Source organism: Chlamydiota bacterium, from assembly GCA_016178055.1.
GTDB lineage: Bacteria > Auribacterota > JACPWU01 > JACPWU01 > JACPWU01 > JACOUC01.
The window spans coordinates 1-12,286 of record JACOUC010000059.1 but is presented as its reverse complement, the minus strand read 5'-3'; the positions used below and the strand labels follow the sequence as shown (position 1 = coordinate 12,286).

16 protein-coding genes are annotated in these 12,286 nt (G+C 42.3%); all 16 read right to left on the bottom strand.

The genetic code is table 11. The features are described from left to right. Positions 1 to 375 carry a hypothetical protein gene (locus tag HYS07_08830; GenBank protein ID MBI1871281.1) on the bottom strand — a complete coding sequence of 125 codons (375 nt, stop codon included), beginning with the start codon at positions 373 to 375 and terminating at the stop codon, positions 1 to 3. Continuing rightward, positions 375 to 803 carry a 50S ribosomal protein L17 gene (gene rplQ, locus HYS07_08825; GenBank protein ID MBI1871280.1) on the bottom strand — a complete coding sequence of 143 codons (429 nt, stop codon included), beginning with the start codon at positions 801 to 803 and terminating at the stop codon, positions 375 to 377. The genes HYS07_08830 and rplQ overlap by 1 nt, the downstream gene beginning before the upstream one ends. Further along, on the bottom strand, positions 800 to 1,822 hold the full coding sequence (locus tag HYS07_08820; GenBank protein MBI1871279.1) for a DNA-directed RNA polymerase subunit alpha: 1,023 nt from the start codon (positions 1,820 to 1,822) through the stop codon (positions 800 to 802). Before HYS07_08820 ends, rplQ begins: the two co-directional genes overlap by 4 nt. 12 nt (positions 1,823 to 1,834) lie before the next feature. After that, positions 1,835 to 2,461, bottom strand: coding sequence for a 30S ribosomal protein S4 (rpsD, locus tag HYS07_08815; GenBank protein MBI1871278.1), 627 nt, complete (start codon positions 2,459 to 2,461; stop codon positions 1,835 to 1,837). Positions 2,462 to 2,531: 70 nt separating this feature from the next. Continuing rightward, positions 2,532 to 2,945, bottom strand: coding sequence for a 30S ribosomal protein S11 (gene rpsK, locus HYS07_08810; GenBank protein ID MBI1871277.1), 414 nt, complete (start codon positions 2,943 to 2,945; stop codon positions 2,532 to 2,534). An 11-nt stretch (positions 2,946 to 2,956) separates the two neighbouring features. Next, on the bottom strand, positions 2,957 to 3,355 hold the full coding sequence (gene rpsM, locus HYS07_08805) for a 30S ribosomal protein S13 (protein MBI1871276.1): 399 nt from the start codon (positions 3,353 to 3,355) through the stop codon (positions 2,957 to 2,959). 21 nt (positions 3,356 to 3,376) lie between these two features. Next, the gene (gene infA, locus HYS07_08800; GenBank protein MBI1871275.1) at positions 3,377 to 3,643 is read right to left on the bottom strand and encodes a translation initiation factor IF-1; all 267 of its coding nucleotides are present in this window, start codon (positions 3,641 to 3,643) and stop codon (positions 3,377 to 3,379) included. A gap of 86 nt (positions 3,644 to 3,729) precedes the next feature. Continuing rightward, on the bottom strand, positions 3,730 to 4,476 hold the full coding sequence (gene map, locus HYS07_08795; GenBank protein MBI1871274.1) for a type I methionyl aminopeptidase: 747 nt from the start codon (positions 4,474 to 4,476) through the stop codon (positions 3,730 to 3,732). Continuing rightward, entirely contained in the window at positions 4,473 to 5,144 is a 672-nt protein-coding gene (locus tag HYS07_08790) for an adenylate kinase (protein ID MBI1871273.1), read from the bottom strand. The genes map and HYS07_08790 overlap by 4 nt, the downstream gene beginning before the upstream one ends. 211 nt (positions 5,145 to 5,355) lie before the next feature. After that, complete coding sequence (gene secY / locus HYS07_08785; protein MBI1871272.1) at positions 5,356 to 6,708, bottom strand: preprotein translocase subunit SecY; 1,353 nt, start codon at positions 6,706 to 6,708, stop codon at positions 5,356 to 5,358. 244 nt (positions 6,709 to 6,952) lie between these two features. Continuing rightward, positions 6,953 to 8,527: a hypothetical protein gene (locus tag HYS07_08780; GenBank protein ID MBI1871271.1), complete on the bottom strand. Its 1,575-nt coding sequence runs from the start codon at positions 8,525 to 8,527 to the stop codon at positions 6,953 to 6,955. A gap of 105 nt (positions 8,528 to 8,632) precedes the next feature. Next, a complete protein-coding gene (locus HYS07_08775; protein MBI1871270.1) occupies positions 8,633 to 8,974 on the bottom strand; it encodes a hypothetical protein in 342 nt (113 codons plus the stop codon). Continuing rightward, positions 8,962 to 9,207, bottom strand: coding sequence for a hypothetical protein (locus HYS07_08770; GenBank protein MBI1871269.1), 246 nt, complete (start codon positions 9,205 to 9,207; stop codon positions 8,962 to 8,964). Before HYS07_08770 ends, HYS07_08775 begins: the two co-directional genes overlap by 13 nt. Before the next feature lie 107 nt (positions 9,208 to 9,314). Continuing rightward, positions 9,315 to 9,935: a hypothetical protein gene (locus tag HYS07_08765; protein ID MBI1871268.1), complete on the bottom strand. Its 621-nt coding sequence runs from the start codon at positions 9,933 to 9,935 to the stop codon at positions 9,315 to 9,317. Beyond that, on the bottom strand, positions 9,895 to 11,595 hold the full coding sequence (locus tag HYS07_08760) for an RHS repeat-associated core domain-containing protein (protein MBI1871267.1): 1,701 nt from the start codon (positions 11,593 to 11,595) through the stop codon (positions 9,895 to 9,897). Before HYS07_08760 ends, HYS07_08765 begins: the two co-directional genes overlap by 41 nt. 88 nt (positions 11,596 to 11,683) lie before the next feature. Continuing rightward, the coding region (locus tag HYS07_08755; protein MBI1871266.1) for an RHS repeat protein at positions 11,684 to 12,286 on the bottom strand (603 nt) is incomplete at its 5' end.

Below are 12,286 nucleotides of genomic sequence, written 5' to 3'. Positions count from 1 at the left end.
CTATACCAAGAAAGGCTTTTCAAAAGCCTCTTCAAAATCATAGCCTTTTTTAAAATCTTCTTCTGTGTCCTCTTGAGTTTTTGAGATGATACCACAGCGGACGAGATGAAAAACAATTTCTCCAAAATCTTCACACGTCTTTAAACCCCAATCCTCTAAAACGGTTTTAGACATAGGACCAAAGGATTTAATGGCGAATTTACGAATTCCATCCAGAAGCTCTAAGGCCGTCAAATGCCTCGGTTCTTTTAATTTTCGGACAGAAAAATCGAGGGATTCCAAAATAAAGGCATAGGCCTCTAATTTATACCGAGAATCAAGGACCAATACTTTTTCGAGAAGGTGTTCAAGTTCTTCTCTTCCTCGTTTCCGCATCAGGCCTTCGCCTCCTCTAGCTTATTTTTTCCCTTGGCTTCTTCACCTGTCATTGAAGAAGAAACAGGAGGAACATAATCCGTCAATTCCAAAATAGCCATAGAGGCACGGTCCCCCGGTCGACGTCCCAAGCGAATCACCCGGGTATATCCACCGTTTCGTCCTTCAAATCGAGGCCCAATCTCTCTAAACAATCTTTTGATCACAGAACGATCTACTAAAAACTGAGCGGCTCTACGTTCGGCACTCAAATCCTTTTTCTTCGCCAACGTAATCATCTTATCCGCAAGAGAGGATGCCACCCTTGCTTTTGGAAGAGTAGTTTGAATTCGACTGTACTGAAACAAACTCTTCACCATATTGGACAACATCGCTTGACGATGAGCTGTTGGACGACTTAATTTAGTTGAAAGCTTTCGATGCCTCATAGAGCAATCTTCTCCTCCTTTTGAGGCTGAATAAGTCCCTTTCCTTCTAACTGGCTGATATCCATTCCCAAGGAAAGGCCCATATCGGTCAGTATTTTCTTAATTTCATTGAGGGACTTTTTCCCAAAATTTTTATACTTTAACATCTCTGGTTCTGATTTTTGAACCAAATCGCCGATGGTCTTAATATTCGCTTTCTGAATGCAGTTAGAAGCTCGAACCGAAAGCTCCACTTCATCAATACTCATGGATAAAACTTTATCCATTTGAGCACGATCCTTATCCTCTTGACTGGGCTCTTCTTCAAACTGAACATAACTCTCATCATAATTAACAAAAGCGTCTAAATGATGTCGGAGAATCGCTGAGCTTTGTCGAAGTGCATCTTCCGGACTAATCCTGCCATCTGTCCAAATTTCCATGACCAAACGGTCGAAATCTGTCATTTGGCCCACGCGAGTATCCTCAACAAAATATTTTACTTTTCTAACAGGTGTGAATATAGAATCAATTGGAATCAGGCCAATAATCTGTTCACCCTCCTTATTCCGTTCCGAAGGCCAATACCCTCTTCCAACACCAAGCTCCATCTCCATTCTAAACTTTACCTTTTTTGTCAAAGCAGCAATATGAAAATCTGGATTGACAATCTCTAGCGTATGATCCAGTTTAATATCAGAGGCCTTAACAGAACCTTCCTTATCAACATTGATTTCCACCTTCTTGGGTTCCCGCGTATGAGATTTAAAAAGGATATTTTTCACATTCAAAATAATTTCTGGAACATCCTCTTGAACCCCTGGAATCGTACTGAATTCGTGAAGCACTCCATCAATCTTAATACTTCGAACGGCTACTCCTTCAATCGAAGACAAAAGAACCCGCCGAAGCGAATTTCCAACCGTATATCCAAAACCCTTTTCAAAGGGCTCTGCATAGAACTTCGCATAGGTGGGTGTTGCTGTTTGATCATCTCTCAATAATCTCTTGGGTAATTCAAAACGTCCTAACTTAACCATGGGTTTAGCCTCCTATTTCGAGTAAAGCTCAACAATAAGCCTCTCATTAACTGGAACCGTGATTTCATCTCTCGAAGGAATCTTTGTGATTTGTCCCCGAACCGCGGCTCGGTCCAAAAGAAGCCACGGCATCATCGGGCGAGAAGCCGTTTTTTCTAAAGAAAGTTTCACATGCTCCAAAATTCTCGGGCGATTTGCAATCTCTATTTTATCTCCTACTTTCAAACCATAAGAAGGGCGATCCACTTTATGATCATTGACTCGGATATGACCATGCAGAATAAGCTGTCTGGAACCCCATCGGGACGTTGAAAAACCGAGTCGATAAGCCACATTATCCAAACGCAATTCTAATGTCTGAAGCAGAGTCTCTCCCGTCACCCCTTTTTTTCGAGCAGCTCTTTTAAAATAATTATTGAACTGCCGTTCCAACATACTCCACATTCTCTTTAATTTCTGCTTTTCACGAAGCTGAACGCCGTAATCGGAAAGTTTCGTCCGAAGCTGACCATGCTGACCTGGGAGCGAAGAACGCTTTTCAAAAGTACACTTTGCAGTGTCGCACTTCGTCCCCTTTAAAAAAAGTTTCATCCCTTCCCGCCGACATAAACGGCATACAGGACCTAAATATCTCGCCATAATTCACCCTTCTTTGATCTTTAACTTTGTTTAACTTTTGAGTCTTTAAACTTTTAACTTTGAACTGTATTTATACCCTTCTTCTTTTCGGGGGACGACATCCATTATGTGGAACAGGAGTCATGTCCCGAATCATCGTAATGACCAAACCAGAAGCCTGCAAGGCTCGAACCGCTGATTCTCTTCCAGCCCCAGGCCCCTTAATATAAACCTCAACTTCTCGAATTCCATAACTGGAGGCCTTTTTTGCACAATCTTGAGCAACCACTTGAGCGGCATAGGCAGTGCTTTTCTTAGCGCCTTTAAAACCTAATACCCCAGCACTCGACCATGAAACCACATTTCCCTGAAGATCTGAAATCGACACAAAAGTATTGTTAAATGTAGATTTAACATGAACCCTACCTACAGGAATCGAACGCGTAACCTTCTTTTTTTTAACAACTGCTTTCTTTTCTATTTTCTTTTCTACTTCCTTTTCCATTCCAAATCTCCTTACTCCTTTGCCGCAGGTGCTGATTGACTCTTGGTTCGCTTAACACCCACGGTCTTACGAGGACCTTTTCTTGTTCGAGCATTCGTATGTGTTCTTTGACCTCGAACGGGTAATCCCTTTTTATGTCGAACCCCTCGATAGCATCCAACACCGATCAACCTTTTAATATTTTGAGAAATTTCCCGCCTCAAATCTCCCTCCACCTTATACTCTTTCTGAATCACCCCGCTGATCTTTGCAACTTCATCTTCTGTTAAATCTTTGGCTCGGACATCCGGACTGATTTGAGTCTTTTTTAAAATCTCATTGGACAGTGACTTTCCCACCCCAAAAAGATAGGTCAAAGCAATTTCAACTCTCTTATCCTTAGGTATATCAACTCCTAAAATTCTTGGCACTTTTTTTATCTCCCTTTGTTACTACTTCTCTCGATAAACAATTCTTCCCTTGCTCAAATCATAAGGCGATATCTCTAAAGTCACCTTATCTCCTGGAAGAATTTTAATAAAATTCATTCTCATTTTTCCAGAAATATGGGCCAAGATCCGATGGCCATTCACCAATTCGACACGAAACATGGTATTAGGCAAAAGTTCCACCACTGTACCCTCTACCCGAATTGCGTCTTCCCTTCCTTGACCTGGGCCTGCTTGTCCTGCTCCCGTTTGTCCTGACGAATCAGCCATATCCCCAGTCTCCGGTTACCCGTTACGCGTTACCCGTTACCGGAAACCGGCTACTGGTAACCCGTCAGCGGGTGACTATTTTCATTTTATAACTTGGTCAATACCTCTGGACCTTTTTCGGTAACAGCAACGGTATTCTCAAAATGAGCAGAGAGCTTACCATCTTTCGTGACAACTGTCCAGCCATCAGTTAAAGTTCTTACATCTGAAGTCCCCTGATTGACCATGGGCTCAATGGCTAACACCATCCCTACTTCAAGTTTAGGACCTGTATTGGGACGTCCAAAATTGGGAACTGCAGGATCCTCGTGAAGCTTTGTTCCAATCCCATGCCCCACCAAATCTCTTACAACTGAAAAATTGTGCTGAACCACCCATTGTTCAACGGCCGATGAAATATCCCCTACCCTATTTCCAAAAACACATTTCTCAATTCCTTTCCACATCGCTTCTTCTGTGACAGAAAGGAGTTTCTCGACGGATGAATCGACGTGGCCAATGACAAATGTTCTGGCCATATCTCCATAAAAACCGTCCCAAACCACACCTAAATCAATTCCTACAATATCCTCTTCCCTCAAGGGACGGTGCCCAGGAATCCCATGCACAACCGCCTCATTCACTGAAACACAAATATGGGCCGGGTAACCCATATAGCCTTTAAAAGCAGGCTTTGCGCCTTCTTCAGAAATCACCTGAGCCGCTTTAAGATCAATCTCAAGGGGCGTAATACCTGATCTCATCAACGGAGCCAGAGCGGCCATCACTCGTGCTGTTTTTCTACCAGCGACTCGCATTATTTCAATCTCTCGAAGAGATTTAATCAATATCATTTCACTCGTGCCGAAGAAGATAAGCCGACGCTTTCTAAAAGTTCAGCGTAAGTCTTCTCCCGCTCTAACCCCCCATCGACGGTCTTAAGCATCCCTTTTCCCCTATAATAATCGACCAAGGGCTTGGATTGTTCCCGATAAACTTCTAAGCGACGACGCACTGTTTTTTCTTCATCATCTTTTCTTTGAACCAGCTCTCCTCCACACAAATCACAAACACCCAGGACTTTTGAAGGAATATTTTTAAGATGATACGTCGCTCCACATTTCTTACATACCCGGCGAAAAGCCAATCTTGAAACGATCAAATCCTCATTCGCCGTCACTTCAATGACCGTATCGATATCAATCGAAATTATTTTTAATCCCTTTTCCAAAAGAATAGCTTGAGGAACCGTCCTGGGATAACCATCTAAGATAAAACCCTTCCCAGCATCTTTCTCTTCCAATCTTTCTAAAATAATTTTGGCCATCACCTCATCTGGAACAAGCTCACCTTGATTCATATAAGACTTTGCCTGAAGCCCAATCGGGGTTCCTCGACCCAAAGCCTCGCGTAAAATATCCCCCGTCGAAATATGGGGAACATTCAAAGCCTTAACCAAATCTCTTGCCTGCGTTCCTTTTCCCGCTCCTGGAGGACCGAGAAGTACAATTCTTTTCTTCAAATTCTCCTTATTTTTGATATCCAAACTGATTTTCCTTCCATAACTTTATCTACTTATTTCGGATTGCGGATTGCGGAATGCGGATTGCGGATTTAAGGAATTATCTATTTAGGAATTATCTATTTAAAAACATAACCCACCATCAAAAATCCAGCATCCTTTTTACGTTCGCTTTTCACTCCGAAATCCGCAATCCGAAATCCGCAATGTTTTAATACCTTCCCTTAATTCGCCCCTTCTTCATGAATCCATCATAATGTCTCATGAGAAGTTGCGACTCAAGCTGTCTCATTGAATCTAGCATCACGCCCACAACAATTAAAAGAGCTGTTCCTCCAAAAAAACTTGCAACCAGATAGGGGATATCCATCACACGATAAATGATGTCCGGCATAATTGCAATAATGGCAAGAAAAACAGCCCCAGAGAAAGTAATGCGATTCATCACCTGCCCTAAAAAATCAGTGGTCGCCTGCCCCGGACGAATGCCAGGAACAAAAGCGCCTGACTTTTTCATATTTTCAGAAATATCAAGAGGATTAAACGTAATCGCTGTATAAAAATAAGTAAAGAAAATGATTAAGAGCGCATAGAATATATTATAGAGAAGCCTTCCTTCCGTTAAGTGAGAAGCAAGACGTTGCATGGCGCCGCTTTGCACTAAAGCAGCAAAGGTCTGGGGAAACATCAAAATGGAAACAGCAAAAATAATCGGAATGACCCCTGCTTGATTCACGCGCAAAGGAATATAGGTTGATTGACCTGAAAAAACCCGCCGGCCTACAACGCGCTTCGCATATTGGACAGGAATTTTTCTCTGTCCTTGAGTGACAAGAATGACCGATGCAATGACGGCAATGAGGACCATTAACATAAAAATAGCCTGAAGGGGACCGAGGGTTGCGGTATCTGGATTACTCGGACTGAGCAAAATATAAGTTTGGTGAATGGCTGTCGGAATTCTTGAAACAATTCCTGCCGCAATGATCAAACTCATTCCATTGCCAATCCCTCTTTCCGTAATTTGCTCACCCAACCACATAATAAAAGCCGTTCCTGAAGTTAAAGTTAAAATACATAAAATCCGAAAACCCCATCCTGGCTCTGGAACAACAACCGTATTTCCAAACAATCTTGGATGCTCAAGCCATAGAGCAATAAAAAAAGACTGCACAATACTTAAGAGAACCGTCCCATAGCGCGTATACTGAGTTAACTTCTTTCGACCCATTTCTCCTTCTTTGGCCATCCGTTCAAGCTGAGGAATAACCGTAGTCAAAAGCTGCAAAATAATAGAGGCACTGATATAAGGCATGATGCCCAATGCAAAAATCGTTAATTTATGCATGGCACCGCCGCTAAACATATTCATCAAACCAAAAACGGTTCCCATGCCCCCTTGGGTTTTAGCCGCCTGCTCTAAAAATTGGCTTAAGGCATACCCATCCACACCTGGTGTTGGAATATAAGTTCCAATCCGGTAAACAGCGATAAGCCCCAGAGTAAGGAGAAGCTTCTTTCTTAAGTCTCCAATTTTAAAAACATTAACAAAGGCTGATAGCATAAATTTTCCTATTTTAAATGAATTCCTATGCACCGCATGATTTTTAACAAAGTTGTGTCACCAAAAGACCTAACCCCTTTTCAAAGTGGATCCTATTTTGGATAAACAAGTTTTTGACCATTAAATTCTAATGAAAGTTCATTTTCTTGTTTTAATGCGAAACCCATTTAGATTTTCGTCCCCTATTTAGTCCCTTATCTACACTTATCTACAAAACAACCTAATTTCCTAACAACGTCCCCATCTATAGATCAGACGCGGTAGTGTTAAGTGGATATAGTCCCAGTGGATCCGTCCAATTGATTGGATTGTCACCGGTCAGAATATATTTGTTGGGCCCATCATCAAAGCCCGATGGATCAGGACTTAAGAAGATCCCAATGGATGGGTCATCATAACGATTTCGACGATAGGTCAGTTTTGTTTCACTGTTGTATTCTCTCCCTGTGAAGAGATAAGGGTTCTTAATGGTGGATGAAGTGAGTGTGGCCCCGTTTTTGTCGTAGATCGTGGGCTTTCCGAAAGAGGTGTAGCGATAGCTTTCTACTAGCCCTCCTGAGGTGATAGCTGCAATGCTCCCTAATCCATCGGGATGGTAACTGTAAAGGGTCCCTCCCATCGATTTAGCAAGGGGTTCGTCTGTGTTGGGCCCATGGATGTAATAAGCCTTCGATATTCCATTTTCATATTCAAGGTATAAGTCTTCTCCATCATAGATCCATTGGTTTTTGGTTGTGGCGGAGTTCTGGGTGGTGGTTTGGGTGATTCTTCTTCCTAAGGCATCATATTCGTATGTGACGGTAATGGGGGTTTGGGCGTTGTTTGTTATTTTTGTGAGTTGGTTTTCACTGTTCCAAGTGTAGGTCCAGGTGATGCCGTTTTCTGTTTTTGTGACGGTGTTTCCGTTGTTGTCGTAGGTGAGTGAGAGATTGTTGGTTCCATGGGTGATTTGGTTGAGTTCGTTGGTTGAGTAGGTTTGGGTTTGGTCGCTGGTTCTGTTACCTGTTAAATCGTAGTTGAATGTTTCTTGTCCTCCTGTTGTAAGGGCGTTGGTGAGGTTGATGAGGCGGTAGAGTGCGTCATAGCTTGGGATGTGTTCGCCGTATTTGTCTGTGATGTCAGTTTTGTTTCCGGTTTTGTCGTATTGGTATTGTAGGTGTGTGATTTCTGTTCCGTTAGATTTGCTGATGAGTTCGATGAGGCGATTAGCATTGTCGTAGTTGTAGGTTCTTTCTAGGGTTGAGCCTGTGGTTTTTTTGAGGTTGGTTCTTCTTCCTCCTAGGTCATAGCCAAAGGTGAATGTGGTTCCTGAGGTGTTAGCGATGGATGTGAGGCGATTGGCTTTGTCGTAGCCGTAGGTGGCTTTCCAGGATCCTACGGTGAAGGTGGTTTTTCTCATGGCACTGTCATAACTATAGCTTAAGGTTCCCGCAGGTTGAGGAGCTGCTGTTTTGGTACTGGTGAGTTCTCCTATTGAATCATAGCCAAAGGTGAGAGCACTTGCGGCGTTTGTTGCGTTTGTGAGTTGAGATAGGGTGTCGTATGTGTATGCATACGTTTGCTCTGATGTTGTTTTGGTGATGAGGCGGTTAAGAGCATCATACCCATAGCTGAGTGTTTTTGCGTTAGGGGTTGTTTTTTGTGTGACATTGCTTACTTTGTCATACGTACAATCTCGCTCAAGGTTAGAAGAATCAAATGGAATAATTTCCGCCAAAGGTTTTGCCTCAGCTTTTCCTCCAGGCAAAACCTTGAGCATTGGCTCTTCGACCAAGCTTAAAAAGGGAAGTTCATTTTCTTGTTTTAGCGCTAAGCCCATTTAGATTCTCGTCCCCTATTTCGTCCCTTATCTACAAAACAACCTAATTGTCTACCAACGTCCCTGTCTCATGTCTCCCCATCTCTTCATCTCTTTAAAAGCAATTTAGCCAGGGATAATCGCTTCTAACACCCGAATGTCAAAAGAAACAAATCGACCAGCGATTATATTCAGTGTAACATACCCTACAATCAATACGCCCCAGAAGATATATTTCATCTTTCCAAACTTTCCAGCCCAGAAAAATAAAAATACATACAAAGTGACATAGAAATAAAGTCCAACAAGAAAGGGAAATATTTCGAAATGCAAAATGTGACATATCAAAAAAAGAGGAACCCCATCAAAATAATCTTCCGACCAATAACCTGTCGACCAAAATACAATTCCGGCTGTAAGCGGTAAACTCAAAAGAAATTTTAAAGATATTTTCTTCACGTTGGACATGACTTTTTCTTGTCCTCTTCATTTTTTAATTCTTCCAATTTTTTAAAAAGATCTTGTGTCTCTTTATCAGCTTTTTCTAAGGCTTTCCTTACGAGTACCTCTAACTCTTTCTTAGCATCTTCACTCCCAGTCCCCAACCGAAACATAAGTCCTAACCCTATCTGTTTGCCTGTAAATTCAGCGATTTTTTGTCTTTCTGATTCACTCAATTTGTCACCTAAAGTTTTGTTCAACAGTTCTTTAATTTTAACTTCACCTCTTAAGCCATAAGGATCAATGTAATTAATCGGATTATTGCCGACATACCGATATAGGCCTCTGAATCCCAGGTTCTCACAGATTATTCCTTTGGCTCAACTGAAATCGCTTTATAAAAAATCATACCCCCTTCTGACGGGAAAGAGTTTTGATGATTTCTTACGAAAGCTGACAAGTGTGCGATATCATCCCTAATATTCACAAACACCTTATAATCTCCTTTGATTCCTCCCGTTTGAACAGCTTTCTTAAAAACGGCTGTATCTGGCATGATAATCTTCAGCTCATTCTTATCTTGAAACTCATATCTAACTAGTTCAAATGTTGTGCTGGCCTGATCATTCTCTAATACCTGTTTCAAATTTGCATAGTTCTTTCCATCCAACTGTGACAAGTAAAACTTATACCTCAAAACATCCACTTTTCCATCCTCGTTTAACACACAAACCACTTCGTATCTGCCAAAATTTTTTCCATGGATAATCAAGGTAGTCGTTTCATCCTTGTTAATCCAAACCCCCAGAATGCCATCATTAAATTTCTTTGGGTCATATTCTTCCAATGGAAATTCAGAAGTAACCATACATCCTGACATTAAGAATAAAACGCATAACGATCCCCAAGCGTACAGAATGGAAACCAATTTGATTTTAATTACTTTTTTAGATTTTACACATCTTTTTCTTCTTTTTAACACGCTCATCTATCCCTTTTAAAAGTTCCTCGACTTGTTTCCAATCGCCCTTCTTTAGCAAGCTCTTTAACTTTAGTGCTTCTCCTATTCCCATCTCTTTCATAATTTCACTTGCTTTGTTCTTAGCTCCATCAGCGGACACTGTTGGATCTTTTGTTGTAATACCTTCAGTAATTGCGTCTACACCTTTTTGGAAGTCTTCTGCGGAATATCCAAATCCCCCCTCTTCCTTGAGCAACCCCCACGGATCCGTTGCATTAATCGGATTATTTCCAACATACGAGTACAGGTTAATTCCTCCACTGAATCCAATCGGGTCAGGACTTAGCCAGACTCCAAAGCCTGCATCTCTTTCCCTGTAAAAGTGATGATAGGTTTTTGTTTCAGAGTCGTATTGAGATCCTGTGTGGAGATAGAAGTTGCCAATACTCGATGTGCCAATTTCTAAACCATCTTTATCAAAAATAGTTGGAACACCGTAGGAGCTGTATCTGTAAGATTCGATGATAGAGCCCGTGGAATCCGTAATGGCGGTGATTGAGCCGAGAGCATCGACATGATAAAAATAATTCTTTGACTGAGTTAAATCAGTTTTCGCCAACGGTTCATCTACTGAAGAGCTATGTGTGTAGCGATTGGTCAATATTCCGTTTTGATATTCCAGGAGAATATCATTGCCATCATAAATCCAAGCAGTCGTGAGTTGGGAGTCGTGAGTCGTGAGTGTTTTTAAAATCCTACGTCCCAATGCATCATATTCATAACTCACGGTGATCGGTGATTGGGAATCGGTATTCGTAACTTTTGTGAGTTGGTTTTCACTGTTCCAGGTATACGTCCATGTAATGCCATTTTCGGTTTTACTGGTGACGTTGCCGTTGTTGTCATAACTCAGAGATAATCCATTTGTTCCTGAGGTGATTTGATTTAATTCATTTGGGGTATAGCTCTGGGTTTGATCGCTGGTTCGATTACCTGTTAAATCGTAGCTGAAGGTTTCCGCTCCTCCTGTCGTAAAAGCGTTCGTGAGATTTAATAGGCGATAGAGCGAGTCATAACTCGGGACATGGTCTCCATATTTATCTGCGATTTTGTTGCGGTTGCCAGCTTTATCATACAGATATTGGAACGGTGCAACTTCTGTGTCGTTGATTTTGTTGATGAGCTCTAGCAGGCGGTTGGCGTTGTCATAGGAATAAGTTTTGGTGATGCCACTGGGTCCTGTCATTCCAGTTCTTCTCCCACCAAGGTCATACGCAAAATTGAATGTAACTCCCCCGTCCCCTCTTATCGTAAGAGGGGTGTACGCGAGTTGCGTGAGGCGATTGGCTTTGTCGAAGGCGTAACTTGTAGATCCTGTTGAATCTGTGAGCGAGGCCTTGCGACCGGCAGCATCATATCCATAGACCAGCTGAGATTGCAACGAGCCGCTCGCAATGACTTCAGCTGTGTCAGCTTCGAGGAGCTGGCCGATGGCATCGTAGACGAAGCTTAAGGAACTTGCTGTGTTCGATGCGCTTGTTAAGCGTGAAAGCGTGTCATATCCAAAGGTGTAAACTTGTTCTGGTGTTGTTTTGGTAGTTAGGCGATTGAGAGCATCATAAACATAGCTGAGTGTTTTTGCGTTAGGGGTTGTTTTTTGTGTGACGTTGCTTACTTTGTCATACACGTAGCTTGTGATGTGGCTCAGTGGGTCTGTCTCAGAGAGTAATCTTCCGATCGAGTCATAGGCGTAGGTGGTTACATGTTTATTGGGATCAGAGAGAGTGTTTGTTCGTGAGCCTATTCATCATGTCGTAGCCATAGATCGTGCTATTTCCGAGTGGATCCGCGATGTCTGTGACGTTGCCTGAGCTATCCCTTGTGTATGTCGTTGTGTAGCCAAGCGCATTCGTTTTGGTGGCCAGGTTTCCTAGGCTGTCGTAGGTGTAAGTGGTGAGATGGTTTTGGGGGTCTGTGATGGTTGCAAGTAACCCCTGCGAGGTGTAGGTCATTTGCCAGATGCTGCCTACTGTGGCTGGAGCTATCGCGGGTAATGTGATTTTCTTGAGATCGCCATTTGTTGTGTCATATTCGTAGGTAGTGACGCGTCCTAAGGGGTCTGTGACTGTTTTGACTTTGTTCCATTTTGAGTCGTAGGTGTAAGTGGTTTTAATGTTGAGCCCTGTGGAATCCAATGTTTTGGTGAGGAGGTTTCCTTTGGTGTCATAGGTTCTTGCTTCTGTTGAACTATTGGGGTAAGTGATTTTCGAGATGTAGCCACGGCCAGTGTATTCGTATTTGGTGGTTCTTCCTAATGGGTCTTTTTCTTGGGTGACTCTGGCGTTGGCGTCGAGATATTTTTCTGTGGTGTTTCCGAG

Bases quoted from the DNA above. Each gene is read 5' to 3' on its own strand.
- infA (MBI1871275.1), bottom strand. From the start codon at position 3,643: ATGGCTGATTCGTCAGGACAAACGGGAGCAGGACAAGCAGGCCCAGGT.
- map (MBI1871274.1), bottom strand. From the start codon at position 4,476: ATGATATTGATTAAATCTCTTCGAGAGATTGAAATAATGCGAGTCGCT.
- HYS07_08765 (MBI1871268.1), bottom strand. From the start codon at position 9,935: ATGAGCGTGTTAAAAAGAAGAAAAAGATGTGTAAAATCTAAAAAAGTA.
- HYS07_08830 (MBI1871281.1), bottom strand. From the start codon at position 375: ATGCGGAAACGAGGAAGAGAAGAACTTGAACACCTTCTCGAAAAAGTA.
- HYS07_08820 (MBI1871279.1), bottom strand. From the start codon at position 1,822: ATGGTTAAGTTAGGACGTTTTGAATTACCCAAGAGATTATTGAGAGAT.
- HYS07_08780 (MBI1871271.1), bottom strand. From the start codon at position 8,527: ATGGGCTTAGCGCTAAAACAAGAAAATGAACTTCCCTTTTTAAGCTTG.
- secY (MBI1871272.1), bottom strand. From the start codon at position 6,708: ATGCTATCAGCCTTTGTTAATGTTTTTAAAATTGGAGACTTAAGAAAG.
- rplQ (MBI1871280.1), bottom strand. From the start codon at position 803: ATGAGGCATCGAAAGCTTTCAACTAAATTAAGTCGTCCAACAGCTCAT.
- rpsD (MBI1871278.1), bottom strand. From the start codon at position 2,461: ATGGCGAGATATTTAGGTCCTGTATGCCGTTTATGTCGGCGGGAAGGG.
- rpsK (MBI1871277.1), bottom strand. From the start codon at position 2,945: ATGGAAAAGGAAGTAGAAAAGAAAATAGAAAAGAAAGCAGTTGTTAAA.
- HYS07_08775 (MBI1871270.1), bottom strand. From the start codon at position 8,974: ATGTCCAACGTGAAGAAAATATCTTTAAAATTTCTTTTGAGTTTACCG.